This window comes from Acinetobacter sp. TSRC1-2, assembly GCF_049895885.1.
Lineage (GTDB): Bacteria > Pseudomonadota > Gammaproteobacteria > Pseudomonadales > Moraxellaceae > Acinetobacter.
In genome coordinates this window covers 23,254-41,073 of record NZ_JAFCTF010000014.1, presented here as the reverse complement: position 1 = coordinate 41,073, position 17,820 = coordinate 23,254, and the positions used below count along the sequence as shown (strand labels likewise).

Here is a 17,820-nt window from a genome sequence, read left to right as displayed (position 1 = left end):
GCGCAAGTCTTACCTCTATTTATGAATTTCGGAGCACCTCATGAACTCGCAAGCGAATTTTAACCCTCAAGATTTTATCGAACTTGCCTTATCACGTGGTGTGCTTAAATTTGGTGAGTTTACTTTAAAATCGGGTCGTGTGAGTCCTTATTTTTTTAATGCAGGTTTGCTCAATGATGGTGAAGCGTTAACGCTGTTGGCTTCAGGCTATGCTGACAAATTAACGACTTGTGACAATGTTGACGTGATTTTTGGTCCTGCATATAAAGGTATTCCGTTTGTCGCTGCGACTGCTGTAGCCTTATCACAAAATCATGCTGTAAGTGTACCTTGGGGTTTTAACCGTAAAGAAGCAAAAGATCACGGTGAAGGCGGCGTGTTGGTCGGTGCTTCAGTTGAAGGTAAAAAAGTCTGGATTATTGATGATGTGATTACTGCGGGTACCGCCATTCGTGAAGTGGTGACTGTGCTTAAAAATGCAGGTGCGCAAATTGCCGGGGTATTGGTTGCTTTAGACCGTCAAGAAAAAGGTCAAGGCGATTTGTCTGCAATTCAGGAAGTGCAACAAGAACTGGAAATTCCAGTTCATGCACTTATTACCATGAAAGATTTGATGGACTTCCTAGAGACGAAGGGCGAGAAAGAGGCTTTAGCAAAAATGGAAGATTACCGTGTCAAATACGGCATCTGATGGTTAGATAGACTAAAAAAGGAAGCTCAATGCTTCCTTTTTTATGATTTTAAGAAAGTGATAAATTACTGAAAAGTAGAAGTAGTTAGATTTAGTCAAATATTCGTACTATTCATAATGTGGCTATCTCTAGTATTTATAAATAGTGAGATTTAAATTTTTGCTCATGTTTCAATTCGCAGAATTTAAAAAGTATTTTAATCATTTCAAAACTTTGAGAAAGAAATTGAGAATTGGAATCAAGTATTTATTCAGAATAGTAATGAAGCGAATAAGTATTCTCGATTCTTGATAGAAGGGCACAAAATTGCGTTAAAATAAAAAATTATTTTTTAGAAATATTAAACAGAATGTTCTTTATAAAATAAATTACTATTTCATAAATTAAACAAAATGCCCGTTATAGAAAAATAAAAATACACGACTTTTCCCATATTTTTTAACTACATAATTTTATCGGTTAAAAACATGAAATTTAAATTGATAAAAAAATATTAAATTAAACAATCTCTTATTTGTATTAAAAATGTTTGTTACCACAATTTAAACTTGCTTCATAAGGTCAAAACTTAATGAAATAGGTGATTTTTCTCGATGAAATAGTGTCCATCAGGTCACATTCTCATACATTTGCACAAGGAAGTTGGTATTTTTTGTGATAGATCATTTAACCATTAAAGTGATTTAATCTGCTTACACAATAACAATAAATAAATACAAAAGAGGACGTTATGTGGTACCTGGCTCTCTAATTCTTTTTATAAGCCTAGCTCATAGAAAGCAAAGGAAGAATTAGAGAGTCAATCTTTAAAAAACAGATTGTATAGCGAAATTAGTAAGAACAAGTTTATTTAATCAATAGAGCAGTTACTAATGAGTGTAGATTTTTTAAACAATTTAAATGGTAACAATGAATGAGAGAGGTAAAGTCATGACAAAAAGGTACAATAAGTTTTTATCTGCTGCTGCAGATTTTAATTTGGAAAATTCGCCATATTACTGGATCACTCAAGTGCATGCCCAATATATACAGAATGTTGATCACGCATTAAAAAAATATGGGTTAGATAATTCTCGCCGCCGTATTTTACTGGCTTTAAAATCTAAAAATAAAGCAAGCGTATCTGATTTGTCAGAAATGGTAATTTCTAAAATGTCGACGACCACTAAAATCGTTTATCGTTTAAAAGATGAAGGATTGGTAGATACCTATTGTTGTGAAGATGATGGTCGAATTACCCGGGTTTTATTAACCGAGAAAGGACAGCAAATGATCCAAAAGATTAATGACCTGAGTCACATTGTTTTGGAACAATCTTTCGATGGTTTAACTCCTTTGCAAATTGAGAAAATGTTAGAAAATCTTAAGCAAATTTTTAAAAATCTAGCCCATTAAGATAAATTTAATCAAGAAGAAGTTTAGGCTAGTTTGCTGATTTATTTTTATTTTAGGGAAGTACGCATAATCCAGTTTCACGTCAGGAAAAGAGAATATATTTTATATAGCTTACCTTGAGCGTTATGCAATGGATTTAGCATGAGAATTTTTTTCTTAGCAAGATTTTAAAAAAATCAAAAAAGAACATAGAAGGATTGGCACTATATAAATTAAAAATGCTGATCCTTTATGTGATCTGATTAAATTGATGCAACAATAATTAGAGCTTCGGCAAGTAATATAAATAATCAACACATTAGTCCATCGTAATCATTGTGCTTTTTTAGTTTTTATAAGCGTCTTATGGTGATAAGTTTTTTATATGAAAGGAGTGAGGTGTGGATAGTAAAATACTAACTTACTCAAAATCTTAGATTAGAATATTTTAATATTTTTTTGGATTTTTTACACAGTTACTATATTTCTGTATAAATTAGCCATAAATAGCTCACTGAACACCGATTCATATATAAAACCTACTCACTTTGTTCATCACACATCTTGCATTCCAACAACATCCCCAATTTTTCTTTACGACCTTTTTCAGTGATGACCCAAGGACGGTTTTGCCAAGGTGGATTATGCCGAACATGTTGCGCATGACCACAGACGAGATCGGCTACCCAGTGATCCTCCTCATCTAAGTGGAAACCAATAATGGCTTGTTGCATCAACTACTCCTGAAACTGCTTTATACAACCCTATAAAAGCTTTACTAAAATTGAGAAAAAAGAAAGATTAAACTCCGCTATACTTTTATTAATTTAAAAATACATGAGCAGAGCGATATGCGCGTACTTGTTGTGATGGATCCCATCGAAAATGTAAACCTGAAAAAAGATTCTTCTATGGCGATGCTGTGGGCTGCCAGCCGCCGTGGGCATGAGTTGGGTTATGCATTACAGCAAGATTTATATATCGAACACGGTAAAGCCTTCGGTTTGATTTCACCCCTGAAAGTGTTTGAAGACTATAACCATTATTATGAATTGGGCGAAAAGAAAAAAGAATCCCTTGCGGATTATGACGTGGTATTGATGCGTAAAGATCCGCCGTTTGACATGAACTTTGTCTATACCACTTATATCTTGGAGCAGGCAGAGCGTGAGGGTGCGTGGATTATTAACAAGCCGCAAAGCCTGCGTGACTGCAATGAAAAACTATTTGCTACGCAGTTCCCGGAACTTCAGGTACCGACTTTGGTGACCTCAAATGAAGGTCTGATTCGCGAGTTTCTGAAAGAACAGGTGGATGTGATTGTAAAACCCCTCGATGGTATGGGGGGTACAGGCATTTTCCGCTTGTATCAAGATGGGATTAATATTGGATCTACCATTGAAATGCTGACCAATAATGGTACCCAACCAATTATGGCGCAACGTTATATTCCAGAAATTGTTGAGGGGGATAAGCGTATCTTGATGATTAATGGTGAACCCGTGCCTTACTGTTTGGCACGCATTCCGCAAAATGGCGAAGTGCGCGGCAACTTGGCCGCCGGCGGTTTGGGGCAAGCCCGTCCCTTAAGTGAAAATGACAAAGCCATTGCGGCAAAAGTCGGTCCTTATCTCAAAGAAAAAGGCCTGGTATTTGTCGGTCTGGATGTGATTGGCAATTACGTGACTGAAATTAACGTCACCAGTCCAACCTGTATCCGTGAAATTGATGATCAGTTTGGTACATCTATTGCAGATGATTTATTTGATGTTTTAGAAACCGGTCAAAAATAAGTCAGGTTTGATCAATGAAAATAACTTTCAAAAATATCAAAAATTTTTTTCAAGATGAGCGCACGCAAGTTGCGCTCAATGAAATTAAAACCCTAGTCAGAGAAAAACCCAGTAAATTCATGCTCGATGCTTTTACACTTTTTGGCGAAGCAAAATCTTTTCAATCACATTTGATTATTGGAAATCCTGTATTTAATCAGCTGGGATTACATCGATTTCGGGTTCAAAAAGCGGCTCAGTTAGCACAAAAGCGTAGGCAATATCTTGCTCAATTTATTGCAGCAGAAGACGTTGAACAATTTCAGCAGAATGGTTTTATTTTAAAAGAAAATTTTCTGTCAGATGCTGAATTTAATCAGTTAAAGCAGGAATTATTAGAAACAAAATTTGAAACCCGGGAAACTTTGCAAGGTGATACCGTGACACGTCGCATGTCTCTAGATCATCAAGTGCTGAATTAACTTCCCACAACCCAAACATTGCTCCAAAGTTATCAGTGGAAAAGTCTCATTAATTATGTGGGAAGTTTTAAAGTCCAGCCCATGTATTATGTACAAGTGATTTTATCGCATGTACGTAAAGCTCGTCCCGATCCTCAAACCAATTTACATAGTGATACTTTTCATCCCACTGTAAAAGCTTGGCTGTTTTTGACGGATGTCGCTGAAGATGAGGGGCCTTTTGTTTATGTCCCAGGTTCACATCAGCTAACAGAATCGCGTTCAAATTGGGAACATCAAAAGGCTTTATCCATCACTGAAAAGACAGATGTCATGACACGCCGTGGTTCTTTCTGGGTGAAAGCTGATGAATTGCTCTCTATGGGATATGCCCAGCCCAAGGCATTTTCAGTTAAGGCCAACACATTAGTTGTGGCAGATACTTATGGATTTCATGCACGTGGTCAATCCACGCATGCATCGCAGCGGATTGAGTTGTGGGCCTATGCGCGCCGAAATCCTTTTTTACCTTGGGTGGGTTTAAATCCTTTGTCTTTACCTTTGCTGAATAAAAGACTGGTTCCGTTGTACTGGAAAGGTTTGGATTTTTTAGAGGAAAAATATCAACGTAATAATCCATGGAAAAAAGTGGGTAAACGATATGTGACAGAGCCTGCTGTAGTGCAAACCAAATAATACTAATAGTGACAAGATACTTTTTATTGAGTTGATTGAATTATTACGAAATAAAAAAGAGTCCAATTGGGGCTCTTTTTTAAGCTTTAGTTAGAGGGGTAGAGAAGGGTTATGTTGATTAGCCAATTAAAAAGAAGGCCGCAAAATTGGATAAAAAATGCATAATATTGTATATTTTTCGTCGATTAATAATAAAACTAGTTTAAACTTTTAAATCCTTAGAAAAAAACAATGAAGCAGTTCGTGAAAAAAAGTAAATAACCTTTCACGGCTATGCGTTTGTGATTACAATTGATCGCTTAAAATCGAATTTCGTTATCCATATTTTAAAATTGAAGAATTAGACTGTGACTGAAGCAACGCAAACAAAGCCCAAACATGTCATGATGATGGCCGCAGGTACTGGCGGGCATGTTTTTCCAGCGCTCGCTGTTGCTAAAGAATTACAGCAACAAGGGGTACAGGTATCTTGGCTTGCAACCCCAACGGGTATGGAAAATCGTCTGTTAAAAAATCATAATATTCCGATTTATCAAATTGATATTCAAGGCGTACGCGGCAACGGTGTGGTGCGTAAATTATTAGCACCTTTAAAAATTTTAAAAGCAACCTTAAGTGCCATGCGCTATATGAAGCAGCTCAATATTGATGCTGTTGCAGGTTTTGGGGGTTATGTTGCAGGGCCGGGTGGTTTAGCTGCGCGTGCCTTAGGTATTCCGGTCATTATCCATGAGCAAAACGCGATTGCAGGTTTTACCAATACCCAGTTATCCCGTATTGCTAAAACTGTGTGTCAGGCTTTTCCAGATACTTTTGCTGAAAGTAAAAAAATAGTGACGACCGGTAATCCGGTACGCAAAGAAATTACAGAAATTTTAAATCCATCTTGGCGTTATCAAGAACGTGAAAAAGCGGCCAAACCTTTGCAGATTTTAATTGTCGGTGGTTCTTTGGGTGCTCAAGCATTGAATGAACGTGTTCCAGAAGCATTGAAACAACTGAATGTACCGATTCATGTATTTCATCAGTGTGGTCAAAATCATCAAGATGCGACTCAGGCGCGTTACCGTGATATACCTGCAACCATGCAAGTTGAAGTACAGCCGTTTATTGAAGATATGGCTAAGGCTTATTCAGATGCGGATTTAATTATTTGCCGTGCGGGCGCATTAACGGTCACTGAAATTGCAACTGCGGGTGTGGCTGCAGTTTTTGTTCCACTCCCAAGTGCAGTGGATGACCATCAAACTGCGAATGCCAAATTTTTGGCTGGTATCAATGCTGCGAAAATTTGTCCGCAAGCCGGCATGACTGTTGATCGTTTAAAAGAATTGCTAACACCACTGATGAATCGCAAACTGCTGTCGGAAATGGCAGTTAAAGCACGTCAAAAAGCACAACCCGATGCAACCCAGCATGTGGTTCGTTTAATTCAAGAATTGTAAATTAGAGTGATATATGTCTCCATCTACTCCTGCTGAGCAAGCGAAAAAGTTAATTAAAGTGCCTGAAATGCGCCGTATCAAACACATTCATTTTGTAGGAATTGGTGGTGCCGGAATGTGTGGCATCGCGGAAGTGCTAAAAAACCAGGGTTATAAAGTTTCTGGTTCGGATATCAAAGCGTCTAAAACCACTGCACAGCTTGAAGAAAACGGGATTAAAGTTTATATCGGTCATACGCCTGAAAATATTAAAGATGCCAATGTACTGGTAGTATCTACAGCGATTGATCCAGAAAACCCGGAAATCAAAGCAGCAATTGAAACCCGTACTCCTGTGGTTCGTCGTGCTGAAATGTTGGGTGAGTTGATGCGTTACCGTCATGGTATTGCAGTAGCAGGAACCCATGGTAAAACCACAACCACAAGCCTCATTACTTGTATGTTGGCGGAAGAAAACATGGATCCGACTTATGTGATCGGTGGATTGCTGAATCGTACCGGGGTGAATGCTGCACTCGGGGCAAGCCGTTATATCGTGGCTGAAGCGGACGAATCTGATGCGACATTCCTGCATTTACATCCGATGGCTGCGATCGTGACTAATATCGATGCCGATCATATGGATACGTATGGCGGTAGCTTCGATGTCCTCAAAGACACCTTCGTACAGTTCTTACAAAAACTTCCGTTCTATGGTTTAGCGGTGGTGTGTGGCGATGATGCCAATGTGCGTGAAATCATGCCGCGTATTGGTCGTCCACTATTGACTTATGGTTTTAACGACGATAACGACATTCGTGCGGTCGATGTTGATCAAGATGGTATGCGCACTCACTTTACCGTGTTACGTAAAGATCGTGAGCCATTACGTGTTACGGTGAACCAACCGGGTTTACACAATGTGCTGAATGCCTTGGCTGCCATCGGTGTGGCAACGGATGAAGGTGTTTCTGATGCTGCAATTTGCCGTGCATTGGAAGGTTTTAGTGGTGTAGGTCGTCGTTTCCAGGTTCAGGGTGAATTTGCAATAGAAGGTGGTAACGTGACCTTGGTTGATGACTACGGTCATCATCCTAAAGAAGTGGAAGCAACCATTAAGGCTGCGCGTCAAAGCCATCCAGGTCGTCGCTTGGTCATGATGTTCCAGCCACACCGCTTTAGCCGTACTCGTGACTGCTTCGATGACTTCGTAGATGTATTGTCACAAGTCGATCAATTATTATTGCTGGAAGTGTATCCTGCCGGTGAGAAACCGATTGTCGGCGCGGACAGCCGCAGCTTGGCGCGTAGTATTCGTTTACGTGGCGATGTTGAACCAATTTTGATTGATCCTGTGGAAGGCAATTTACAAAATGCGGTGCAAAAAGTGTTACAAGCGAATGACTTGTTATTAACGCAAGGCGCAGGTAATGTGGGTGCTCTCTCGATTGAGCTTGCACAAAATAAATTGTATTTAAAGTAATCACTTTATGTGGTTTTGAATTTGATCGTTCAGTTATAAAGTTTAAGGATATAAACGTGGCAAATGCTTCAGAATTCGGCAAAGTTGCCGTGTTGCTTGGTGGTAAATCGGCTGAGCGCGAGGTTTCTCTAGATAGTGGTAAGGCTGTACTTGAAGCATTGGTACGCTCGGGTGTAAATGCAGAAGCTTTTGACCCGCAAGAACGTAGCGTAACTGAACTGGTCAACTATGATCGTGCATTTATTGTGTTGCACGGTCGCGGTGGAGAAGACGGTCAAATTCAAGGTGCATTAGAATGGTTGAATCTGCCTTATACCGGTACTGGTGTACAGGGTTCAGCCATTGGTATGGATAAAGTCAAAACCAAGCAGGTTTGGCAAGGTTCTGAGCTGCCTACGGCACCCTACCGTATTGTAACCAAAGATTCTGATTTGAATGCTGTGGTAGAAAGTATTGGTTTGCCATTCATTATCAAACCGGTACATGAAGGTTCAAGTATCGGTATGAGCAAAGTTGAGCGTATTGAAGACTTTGCAATCGCGATTGAAAAAGCGACTGAACATGATGCAGTGGTAATGGCTGAAAAATGGATTAGCGGTCGTGAGTTCACAATTGTGATTCTGAATGGTCAGGCGCTTCCTGTAATTCGTCTTGAGCCGCCAAAAGATGTGGCTTTCTACGATTATGAAGCCAAATATAACCGTAACGATGTGCAGTACGGAATTCCTTGCGGTCTAAGTGAAGATGAAGAAAAACAACTTCAGACTTTATGTTTACGTGCTTTCCAGGCCGTCGGTGCAAGCGGCTGGGGACGTATTGATGCAATGCAGGATGAACAAGGCAACTTCTGGTTATTAGAAGTGAATACTGTTCCAGGGATGACTAGTCATTCATTGGTACCTAAAGCTGCGAAAGCGGTGGGATATAGCTTTGATGAGCTTTGTGTTGCCATTTTGGAACAGACTTTGACAGGTGCGACTCACTAAACTATGGCTCAACTTCCTGCTTCAATGCGCCGTAAACGAGCAGCAATTACATCAATACATGACAAGCCACCGACCCGTAAGGAAAAGCTTGCGAATGCGGGTGGCTGGTTACTATTGCTGATTGCACTCATGGTATTGGCTGTAGGGATCTATGGTTTATATACAGTCATGACCGATGCACATGTCGCGGAACTCAATGTTGTAGGCACGCGTTCAGATGCTGAAAATAGTCAGGTCATGAAGCATGTTACTCCAGCAGTAACAGCGAATTATTTTACCGCTGATTTAGAACAAATTCGAGATCAGGCACTAGAGTTGTCTTGGGTAGATCGCGTGGTGGTCTCACGTGCATGGCCCAATTCAATTCGGGTACGAGTGATGCCTCGTCATCCCATTGCCCGTTGGGGAACTGGGCGACTGTTGAGTGATAGTGGTGATATTTTTGCACAAGTGATTCCGCAAAATAATCAAAAATTACCCTTGCTGCACGGTCCAACTTCTCAGTCCAAAATGATGATGCGCCGCTACAATGAAATTAATCAGTTATTCCTGCCAGTCAATGCTCGTTTAAAAGAATTATATTTAACAGAACGTATGACTTGGTTTATGCAGTTTGATTCGGGTTTACGCGTGATTGTGGATCAAGATCAAACTATGAGTAAACTTCAACGCTTGAGTCATCTGGCACAAAGTGATTTAAAACCAGTTTGGTCTAAAATTTCATCAATTGATTTGCGTTATAGAAATGGATTGGCGATACAATGGAAGAATTCAGCACCACCTAACATTGTAAATAGTCATTTTGTTGTAACGATTGATGACACAAGCATTGCAGATGCAAGAATGGTAAAGCCATAATTGAGCGGCTTGATATAAAATAGAGGCTTATGGCCATAAATTAACCAAACATGTGATGATGGTAGTAGATAATGAATGAAGCTGTTCCCTCGGTTGTTGCGATTGACATTGGGACGCACAAAGTTTCAGTTTTGATTGGTAAGGTACATGCGCCAGACAATATCCAAGTGATAGGGATGGCAACAGCTCGTAACCGAGGCATGAATAAAGGAAAAATTGTAAGTCTCGATAAAGTCATCACTGCAATTAAAAATGCCGTACAAGAAGCAGAAGACATGGCTGAATGCCGGGTGCATTCCGCTTGGATTTCCATCCCAAGCGCAGAATTAAAAAGCTTTTATGCATCAGGTCGTACACCCATTGAAAATAATGACCATACAATTACAACCAGTGAAGTTGTACGTGCGCTAGAGTTGGCCAAAGCCAGTCATTTGACGTCAGACCACTATTTGGTCAGTGCAGTACCTTTAGGCTTTGAATTAGATGATTCGGCAGAATGGGTACAAAATCCGATTCGCATGTCTGCACATAGTATGATAGGGCATTATCAGTTAATGATGCTACCGATCAGTACGATGCAGAATCTGGATCGTGCACTTAAAGGTGCCAATATTGGTGTCGAAAAAATGGTAGTGTCTTGTTTAGCAACCGCTGAAGCAAGTCTGCTCAAAGATGAAAAAGAGTATGGTGCATGTTTGGTGGATATTGGTGCAGGTACCACCAATATTGCGGTATATCTAGATGGTCGCCTTGCATTGACGCATACTTTGCAACGTGGTGGTGAGCATGTTACACGTGACATTGCTGCAGTCTTGCAAACCACAACGGAAGAAGCGGAACGAATTAAGTTGTTGTATGGTTGTGTTGATCTGAAAGTGGTGAAACCCGATCATATGATTCAATTCCAGGGTATTGATGGTCCACAAACCATCAGTCGCATTGAATTGGCAGAAATTATTATTGCGCGTTATGAAGAGATTTTGACTCAAGTTCATCAAGAATTACAACGTAACGGTGCAATCCATGGTTTATATCATGGTGTAGTACTGACAGGTGATGCTAGCCAAATCGAAGGAATGGTGAATCTGGCACGTCATATGTTAGGGGTTTCAGCACATTTAGGAAATCCACCAGTACAGGTATATGCTGAAGAGCAAAATCAGGCTGCTTTGCGTCGTTCGCAATATGCAACAGCTGCAGGATTATTAATGTTTAGCCAAAGTGACACGCAAGATACCATTGTAGAATCTACAGATCCTGAAAAGCTGTCTGTTTTTAAGCGAGTAGGTCGAGCATGGGCGGCATTGAATAATCAGTTAAAATCGATATTTTAAGTTGAATTTATTGGGAATATTGTTAGGAAGTTGTACGTCTAACGGCTTGCACTTGACAAGCGTGTAGTTGGGCAGCATCCTAAAACACAATTTTTGTTTATTAAGATCAAGGCAGTATACGGGCTTAAGTGACTGCCAATTACGAATTAGGAAATCCAAAGGTCATGGCCTCATTTGAATTTTTAGAAGATGATCAAAACGATAGCAACGGTCAAGCCCGTTTCACTGTGTTTGGTGTAGGTGGTGCTGGTGGTAATGCTGTACAACATATGCTTGAGTCAGACATTCAGGGTGTAAAATTTGTTTGTGCCAATACGGACAAGCAAGCATTAGATCGTATGAATGCCCAATTCAAAATCCAGTTAGGCGAGCAAAGCACACGTGGTTTGGGTGCAGGTGCAAATCCGCAAGTGGGTCAAACTGCTGCTGAAGAAAGCCGTGAAATCATCCGCCAACATCTTGAAGGCACAGACATGGTGTTTGTTACTGCCGGTATGGGTGGCGGTACAGGTACCGGCGCTGCACCTGTGGTTGCGGAAATTGCCAAAGAAATGGGTATTTTGACAGTTGGTGTAGTGACGACTCCATTTAACTTTGAAGGGAAACGTCGTCAGCAATCTGCTGAAAAAGGTATTGAAGCTTTAGAAGCGCATGTGGATTCTTTAATCATTATTCCTAACCAGCGTCTGCTTAAAGTATTCCGCGATATTTCGATGAAAGATGCGTACAAAAAAGCAGATGACGTATTGCTCAATGCGGTACGTAGTATCTTTGATCTTGTGGTTCGCCCAGGTCACATCAACCTTGACTTCGCCGATTTGAAAACTGCAATGAGTACGCGCGGTTATGCCATGATGGGTGTGGGTTCAGGGCGTGGCGAAACACGTGCGCGTCAAGCTGCTGAACAGGCGATTCGCAGTCCACTGCTTGATAACGTAACGATTATGAATGCTAAAGGTATTTTGATTAACGTGACCGGCGGTGATGATGTGACTTTCGGTGAAATTGAAGAAATTACCGACGTAGTCAATCAAATTGTCGATTTGGATGAAGGTCAAGTGTTCTACGGAACTGTATTTGATCCAGATGCGCGCGATGAACTTAGTGTAACTGTGATCGCAACGGGTTTAACCCGTAATTCAGCAGATTCAACTGACACAGTTAAACGTCCATCATCTCAGTCTGCAACTCGCCCGGCAAATCATGTTGCTCATCCTGTTGTTGAAGATGATGATGTACCTGCAATTCAGCGTCAAAACAATGATGCAGGTCTAGCGCCTGCTCCCGCAGTAGGGGCGGCACGTCCTACGCCAATGAGTATTCAAGATTACTTGAAAAATCAGCAACGTAAATAAACTCATAGTTTTAGTTCTTATTTATAGATTTACAAAAGGTCGTAGCAATACGACCTTTTTGTTTTTTATCAATAGCTAAATATGCTAACGTATATCGGTTTTATGAGCAGATGATAAAAGAATGTTGAAACAGCGAACCCTAAAACGTATCGTGAAAGCGAGCGGTATCGGTCTTCATAGTGGGCAAAAAGTCTTGATTAACTTTGTGCCGCACCATGTGGATGGGGGGATTGTGTTTCGACGTATTGATTTAGATCCGCCAGTGGATATTCAGGCCAATGCCATGCTGATTCAAGAGGCATTTATGTGCTCGAACTTAGTTCAAGAAAATGCCAAAGTAGGTACCATTGAACATGTAATGAGTGCCATCGCTGGCTTAGGGATTGATAATCTGATCATTGAAGTTTCTGCTTCTGAAGTTCCCATTATGGACGGTAGTGCAGGTCCGTTTATTTATTTGCTGATGCAAGGCGGATTACAAGAACAAAATGCGCCGAAAAAATTCATCAAAATTTTAAAACCTGTTGAAGCCCTGATAGAGGATAAACGTGCTGTGTTTAATCCGCATCAAGGTTTTCAACTCAACTTCACCATCGATTTTGATCACCCTGCATTCAAAAAAGAATACCAGTCCGCAACCATCGACTTTTCCACCGAAACTTTTGTCTATGAAGTGAGTGGAGCACGTACTTTTGGTTTTATGAAAGATTTAGATTATCTTAAGGCCAACAATTTAGCGTTAGGTGCGAGTTTGGAAAATGCGATTGGAGTAGATGAAACAGGCGTGGTAAATGAAGAGGGGTTGCGTTTCTCAGATGAATTCGTACGCCACAAAATTTTAGATGCAGTGGGTGATTTATACTTGCTCGGGCATCAAATTATTGCAAAGTTTGATGGCTATAAGTCAGGACATGCATTAAATAATCAATTATTACGTAATGTTAAAAGCGATCCAAGTAGTTACGAAATTGTAACATTTGATGACGAAACGCAATGTCCAATTCCTTACGTGAGTGTGACATAAGTCATTGTCTTTTAATGTGTACGTTATAATATAACAAATGTGATTGTTAAATAGTTCACAGAATATTTGACTTAATTCAAAGAGATCAAAGTGTCGGTTACTTTTTATTGCTTGCCAAACGTAGCATTGCTTGGCTAAGCTTAGGGTCGCTCACAAAGTCAGCAGCTCCACGGATTAAATCCTGGATATCAGGACTAAGGGATCTGGTCAGAGATTCAGGCTTCAGTGGTGTTGGTGTTTGAATTCTTAAACGAACTTGCAGTTTATGCAAATCTTTAAATTCAGACAATTGTAACAATTGAGTAATATATTGCTTTTGAAGATATGCCAGTTGACTAATCATGGCTTGATTTGCACCGGTAATCGTCAAAATTCCATTTTCATAACATACAACTTGCCATTGCTCTGGTTGGGGCAATATCGGTTGAATAAGTTTTGTAAGTTTCTGCCATGCAGCAACTTGTGTAGAGAGAAACGTAAAGTTTCCTGTTTTTAAGTGTTTTCTTGTTTGTTGAAAGAGCTTTACCGGTTCAGACATACATTATTCCTACATATTTGTGTCTTAATCTTATCCGCTCCTTTCAGTAGATATCAAGGAAGAGATCACGCAAGGACATTAACTAAGAACAGTTAAAAGAGGTTTTTTATGCATACGAGACGTATTTTATTAGCGTTTTCATTGGCAGCGTCTGCCGCATCTGTAGCTTTCGCTGATTTGGTAGAGCTCAATTCTAGCGATGGATCAACAGATCGCATTGAACAATTGACTCGTACTTTGGCTCAAGGTTCTTATGCAGAATCAAATGACATTGATATTCCTGCTGAAACCAAAATGAGCGTTAAATTACGTGAAAAAACTGTTGAATTGAACAATGAATCGCTCGCAAAAAAATACGGTTCAAGCACCTCAAAGAGTTATTCTAACAATCCTTACTCTTGGTTGGTGGCTCATCCACTTCCTGACATGAAACGCGTAAGCTCATCTTATGGTGGCCGTACCATGGGTGGCCGTGCTGAAAATCATTCAGGTTTAGATCTGGCAGCACCAAGCGGCACACCTATCTATGCGACAGGTCCTGGTATCGTGACCAAATCTGGCTGGGGCACAGGTTATGGGCAATATGTGGAAATTAATCATGGCAATGGTTATTTGACCCGTTATGCACATGCATCTCGTTTGATTGCGCGTGTCGGTGATCGAGTAAAAGCGGGTGAGCATATTGCCAATGTCGGTTCTACTGGTCGTAGTACTGGCCCACATTTACATTATGAAGTAGTCAAAGACGGTGAGCGTAAGAACCCGTCAACCTATTTAGCTATGTTGCCATAAGACTGAGTATGACAACTTTTAAAACCTATTCTGTCGGTTTTAATTTAAAGAGTTGTAACGATAGTTAAAGAATGTGGTAATTCATTTAAAGAGTAGAGTAAAAAAGCTGCTAAAGCTTTCAAATTTGATATTATCACTGCACAGAATACTTATTGTATAAAAACCGCCTTTATTGGCGGTTTTTTGTTTTATTGCGTAAAGAATGGTCAATAGGTATTTATTATATAAATAATAGTGCTATTCCGTATTCAGCTGTGACAATAACTGAAGTTACCTAAAGTATGTTACATATAGAGAATATAAATAGGCTCAATGAATAGGTGGAATATGGCGTTTTATGGCGATACTGACGCGCAAGAAACCCAAGAATGGCAAGATGCTTTTGACTCGGTTCTACAACACATGGGAACGGAGCGAGCGGCATTTTTACTCGAAAAACTTTACCAACGCGCAATTGCTACTCATGTTCCCATTCAGCGTCTAAATACTCCTTACCGCAATACCATTTCTGTTGAAGAGCAACCTGCAATGCCGGGTGATCAGGATATGGAGCGCAGAATTCGCGCTTTAATCCGCTGGAATGCATTGGCTATGGTACTTCGTGCGAATAAGACCGGGGACGATTTAGGTGGTCACTTGGCCAGCTTTGCCTCTTCTGCAACACTATATGATGTGGGCTTTAACCATTTTTTCCGTGCCAATAGTGATCACTTTGGCGGCGACATGATCTATTACCAAGGTCACTGTGCACCAGGTATTTATGCCCGCTCTTTCTTGGAAGGCCGTTTAACTGAAGATCATTTAAATAATTTCCGTCGTGAAGTTGGCGGTATCGGCCTGCCAAGTTATCCGCATCCTTACTTGATGCCAGATTATTGGCAGTTCCCGACAGTATCTATGGGCTTGGGTCCAATTATGTCGATTTATCAAGCGCACATTCAAAAGTATTTGATGAATCGTGGCTTGATTAAGGAAGAAGACCGCAAGGTTTGGGCCTATTTGGGCGATGGTGAAATGGATGAGCCTGAAAGCTTGGGGGCAATTTCACTAGCAGGTCGTGAAAAGCTTGATAACCTGATTTGGGTGGTGAACTGTAACTTGCAACGTCTGGATGGACCAGTGCGTGGTAACGGTAAGATTATTCAGGAACTTGAATCTTTATTCCGTGGTGCAGGCTGGCGTGTCATTAAAGTGGTTTGGGGGCGTCATTGGGATCCGCTGTTGGATAAAGATACTACCGGTGCACTTCAGGCAGTGATGGAAGAAGCCGTCGATGGTGATTTCCAGCGTTATCAAGTGAAGGGTGGCGCATATGCGCGTGAAAAGTTCTTTGGCAAATATCCGGAAGCCAAAGAGCTGGTCAAAGACTTAAGTGACGAAGATATTGATAATCTGAACCGTGGTGGTCACGACCCATACAAAGTATTTGCAGCCTATGCCGAAGCATGTACAGCCAAAGGTCAGCCAACGGTGATCCTGGCGAAAACCGTAAAAGGTTATGGTTTGTCTGAGGAAATCGAAGCAGTCAACAAAACCCACCAAATCAAGAAAATGCAAATCAATTCTTTGAAATACGTGCGTGACCGTTTCAATCTTCCTTTCACCGATGAACAGCTTGAAGAAGTACCGTTCTACCGTCCAAGTGAAAATTCCCCTGAATTGAAATACATGAAGGCGCGCCGTGAAGCATTAGGCGGTTATCTGCCTGCACGTCGTAAAGAAAGTGAACAATTGGCGATTCCTGAGTTATCTGTATTTGATTCGGTCTTAGCCGGTTCAAACGGTAAAGAACAATCGACCACCATGGTGATGGTACGTTTAATCTCTGCTCTTCTTAAAGAGAAAGCGATTAAAGACCGCGTTGTGCCGATCGTTCCAGATGAAGCACGTACCTTTGGTTTAGAAGGGATGTTCCGTCAGCTCGGTATTTATGCCGCGCATGGTCAAAAATATACGCCTGAAGACCAAGAACAGCTGATGCATTACCGTGAAGCTAAAGACGGACATATGCTACAAGAAGGAATTAACGAAGCAGGTGCAATGAGTGCATGGGCGGCGTTGGGAACCAGTTATTCAACCAATAACTTGCCTATGATTCCAATGTACATGTACTACTCGATGTTCGGTTTCCAACGTATTGGTGATATTGCATGGGCAGCAGGCGATGCACAGGCACAAGGCTTCTTGCTGGGTGCAACCGCAGGTCGTACAACGCTCAACGGTGAAGGTTTACAACACCAAGATGGTCATTCACATATCTTGGCCAATACTATTCCAAACTGTGTCTCTTATGACCCGTGTTTCGGTTATGAGTTGGCTGTGATTGTGCATGACGGTTTACAGCGTATGTATGTGAATCAAGAACGCGTGTTCTACTACCTTACCGTAATGAATGAGAATTACGAGCATCCTGAAATGCCAAAAGGGGCTGAAGAAGGCATCAAGCATGGGATGTACTTACTCGAAGAAGATGAGAAAGCCACTGTTCAGTTATTAGGTTCAGGTGTGATCCTGCGTGAAGTGATCAAGGCGGCGAAAATCCTTCGTGAGGAATACCAAATTCACTCGAATGTCTACAGCGTCACCAGCTTTAATGAACTGGCACGTGACGGTATGGCATGTGAAGAATACAACCGCCTGCACCCACTGGCTGAAGATGTGAAAGAAGCATGGGTATCGAAGCAGTTACGCGGTACCGAAGGTATTGTGGTGTCTGCAACAGATCATATGCGTGCTTACAGTGAACAGATCCGTGGTTATCTTCCAGACAACCGTCCATTTGTAGCATTGGGTACTGACGGTTATGGTCGTTCGGATACACGAGGCAACTTGCGTAGCTACTTCGGTGTAGATGCTGCTCACATTGTGGTTGCAACATTGAAGAAACTGGCTGATGAAGGTGAAGTTGATGCACGTTTGGTTAAAGATGCCATCTCTAGCTTTGAGCTGGATACAGACCGTCCAGTAGCCTGGGCTCCTCAAGTAACACCATCTGTACTTCCTGTTGCTGACTATAAAGAGGAGAAATAAG

The 17,820-nt window shown here is 41.0% G+C and carries 16 protein-coding genes; 14 read left to right on the top strand and 2 right to left on the bottom strand.

The window, feature by feature from the left end:
* The first annotated feature begins 40 nt into the window (after positions 1-40).
* Together pyrE and ACP69Y_RS13825 are read left to right on the top strand one after the other, a co-directional pair.
* On the top strand, positions 41-691 hold the full coding sequence (pyrE, locus tag ACP69Y_RS13830) for an orotate phosphoribosyltransferase (protein WP_131216851.1): 651 nt from the start codon (positions 41-43) through the stop codon (positions 689-691).
* 931 nt (positions 692-1,622) lie between these two features.
* Complete coding sequence (locus ACP69Y_RS13825; RefSeq protein ID WP_131216849.1) at positions 1,623-2,087, top strand: MarR family winged helix-turn-helix transcriptional regulator; 465 nt, start codon at positions 1,623-1,625, stop codon at positions 2,085-2,087.
* Between the two features lie 518 nt (positions 2,088-2,605).
* Here ACP69Y_RS13825 and ACP69Y_RS13820 read toward each other — a convergent pair.
* The gene (locus ACP69Y_RS13820; RefSeq protein WP_425918953.1) at positions 2,606-2,800 is read right to left on the bottom strand and encodes a DUF3565 domain-containing protein; all 195 of its coding nucleotides are present in this window, start codon (positions 2,798-2,800) and stop codon (positions 2,606-2,608) included.
* 117 nt (positions 2,801-2,917) lie between these two features.
* On the opposite strand from ACP69Y_RS13820, the gene gshB reads away from it, so the two are divergent.
* From gshB to lpxC, 10 genes are all read left to right on the top strand, one after another.
* Positions 2,918-3,859: a glutathione synthase gene (gene gshB, locus ACP69Y_RS13815; protein WP_425918952.1), complete on the top strand. Its 942-nt coding sequence runs from the start codon at positions 2,918-2,920 to the stop codon at positions 3,857-3,859.
* A gap of 14 nt (positions 3,860-3,873) precedes the next feature.
* A complete protein-coding gene (locus ACP69Y_RS13810) occupies positions 3,874-4,320 on the top strand; it encodes a hypothetical protein (RefSeq protein ID WP_425918950.1) in 447 nt (148 codons plus the stop codon).
* A gap of 81 nt (positions 4,321-4,401) precedes the next feature.
* Positions 4,402-4,995 carry a phytanoyl-CoA dioxygenase family protein gene (locus ACP69Y_RS13805; RefSeq protein ID WP_425918948.1) on the top strand — a complete coding sequence of 198 codons (594 nt, stop codon included), beginning with the start codon at positions 4,402-4,404 and terminating at the stop codon, positions 4,993-4,995.
* Positions 4,996-5,342: 347 nt separating this feature from the next.
* Positions 5,343-6,440, top strand: coding sequence for an undecaprenyldiphospho-muramoylpentapeptide beta-N-acetylglucosaminyltransferase (gene murG / locus ACP69Y_RS13800; RefSeq protein WP_425918947.1), 1,098 nt, complete (start codon positions 5,343-5,345; stop codon positions 6,438-6,440).
* A 13-nt stretch (positions 6,441-6,453) separates the two neighbouring features.
* Entirely contained in the window at positions 6,454-7,902 is a 1,449-nt protein-coding gene (gene murC, locus ACP69Y_RS13795; RefSeq protein ID WP_425918946.1) for a UDP-N-acetylmuramate--L-alanine ligase, read from the top strand.
* A gap of 56 nt (positions 7,903-7,958) precedes the next feature.
* The gene (locus tag ACP69Y_RS13790) at positions 7,959-8,888 is read left to right on the top strand and encodes a D-alanine--D-alanine ligase (RefSeq protein WP_425918945.1); all 930 of its coding nucleotides are present in this window, start codon (positions 7,959-7,961) and stop codon (positions 8,886-8,888) included.
* A 3-nt stretch (positions 8,889-8,891) separates the two neighbouring features.
* Complete coding sequence (locus ACP69Y_RS13785; protein WP_425918944.1) at positions 8,892-9,746, top strand: cell division protein FtsQ/DivIB; 855 nt, start codon at positions 8,892-8,894, stop codon at positions 9,744-9,746.
* A 71-nt stretch (positions 9,747-9,817) separates the two neighbouring features.
* Entirely contained in the window at positions 9,818-11,080 is a 1,263-nt protein-coding gene (ftsA, locus tag ACP69Y_RS13780) for a cell division protein FtsA (RefSeq protein ID WP_425918943.1), read from the top strand.
* A gap of 164 nt (positions 11,081-11,244) precedes the next feature.
* Positions 11,245-12,435 (top strand): cell division protein FtsZ, encoded by a 1,191-nt coding sequence (gene ftsZ, locus ACP69Y_RS13775; RefSeq protein ID WP_425918942.1) that lies wholly within the window; start codon positions 11,245-11,247, stop codon positions 12,433-12,435.
* Positions 12,436-12,556: 121 nt separating this feature from the next.
* A complete protein-coding gene (lpxC, locus tag ACP69Y_RS13770; RefSeq protein WP_425918941.1) occupies positions 12,557-13,459 on the top strand; it encodes a UDP-3-O-acyl-N-acetylglucosamine deacetylase in 903 nt (300 codons plus the stop codon).
* 97 nt (positions 13,460-13,556) lie between these two features.
* On the opposite strand, the gene ACP69Y_RS13765 is transcribed toward lpxC, so the two are convergent.
* A complete protein-coding gene (locus ACP69Y_RS13765) occupies positions 13,557-13,997 on the bottom strand; it encodes a DUF721 domain-containing protein (protein ID WP_425918940.1) in 441 nt (146 codons plus the stop codon).
* Positions 13,998-14,105: 108 nt separating this feature from the next.
* Here ACP69Y_RS13765 and ACP69Y_RS13760 point away from each other — a divergent pair, with 108 nt between their 5' ends.
* The gene (locus ACP69Y_RS13760) at positions 14,106-14,789 is read left to right on the top strand and encodes a M23 family metallopeptidase (RefSeq protein ID WP_425918939.1); all 684 of its coding nucleotides are present in this window, start codon (positions 14,106-14,108) and stop codon (positions 14,787-14,789) included.
* 327 nt (positions 14,790-15,116) lie between these two features.
* Positions 15,117-17,819: a pyruvate dehydrogenase (acetyl-transferring), homodimeric type gene (gene aceE / locus ACP69Y_RS13755; protein WP_425918938.1), complete on the top strand. Its 2,703-nt coding sequence runs from the start codon at positions 15,117-15,119 to the stop codon at positions 17,817-17,819.
* Position 17,820: the final 1 nt, after the last annotated feature.

Bases quoted from the DNA above. Each gene is read 5' to 3' on its own strand.
- pyrE (WP_131216851.1), top strand. From the start codon at position 41: ATGAACTCGCAAGCGAATTTTAACCCTCAAGATTTTATCGAACTTGCC.
- ACP69Y_RS13825 (WP_131216849.1), top strand. From the start codon at position 1,623: ATGACAAAAAGGTACAATAAGTTTTTATCTGCTGCTGCAGATTTTAAT.
- ACP69Y_RS13820 (WP_425918953.1), bottom strand. From the start codon at position 2,800: ATGCAACAAGCCATTATTGGTTTCCACTTAGATGAGGAGGATCACTGG.
- gshB (WP_425918952.1), top strand. From the start codon at position 2,918: ATGCGCGTACTTGTTGTGATGGATCCCATCGAAAATGTAAACCTGAAA.
- ACP69Y_RS13810 (WP_425918950.1), top strand. From the start codon at position 3,874: ATGAAAATAACTTTCAAAAATATCAAAAATTTTTTTCAAGATGAGCGC.
- ACP69Y_RS13805 (WP_425918948.1), top strand. From the start codon at position 4,402: ATGTATTATGTACAAGTGATTTTATCGCATGTACGTAAAGCTCGTCCC.
- murC (WP_425918946.1), top strand. From the start codon at position 6,454: ATGTCTCCATCTACTCCTGCTGAGCAAGCGAAAAAGTTAATTAAAGTG.
- ACP69Y_RS13785 (WP_425918944.1), top strand. From the start codon at position 8,892: ATGGCTCAACTTCCTGCTTCAATGCGCCGTAAACGAGCAGCAATTACA.
- ftsA (WP_425918943.1), top strand. From the start codon at position 9,818: ATGAATGAAGCTGTTCCCTCGGTTGTTGCGATTGACATTGGGACGCAC.
- ftsZ (WP_425918942.1), top strand. From the start codon at position 11,245: ATGGCCTCATTTGAATTTTTAGAAGATGATCAAAACGATAGCAACGGT.
- lpxC (WP_425918941.1), top strand. From the start codon at position 12,557: ATGTTGAAACAGCGAACCCTAAAACGTATCGTGAAAGCGAGCGGTATC.
- ACP69Y_RS13765 (WP_425918940.1), bottom strand. From the start codon at position 13,997: ATGTCTGAACCGGTAAAGCTCTTTCAACAAACAAGAAAACACTTAAAA.
- ACP69Y_RS13760 (WP_425918939.1), top strand. From the start codon at position 14,106: ATGCATACGAGACGTATTTTATTAGCGTTTTCATTGGCAGCGTCTGCC.
- aceE (WP_425918938.1), top strand. From the start codon at position 15,117: ATGGCGTTTTATGGCGATACTGACGCGCAAGAAACCCAAGAATGGCAA.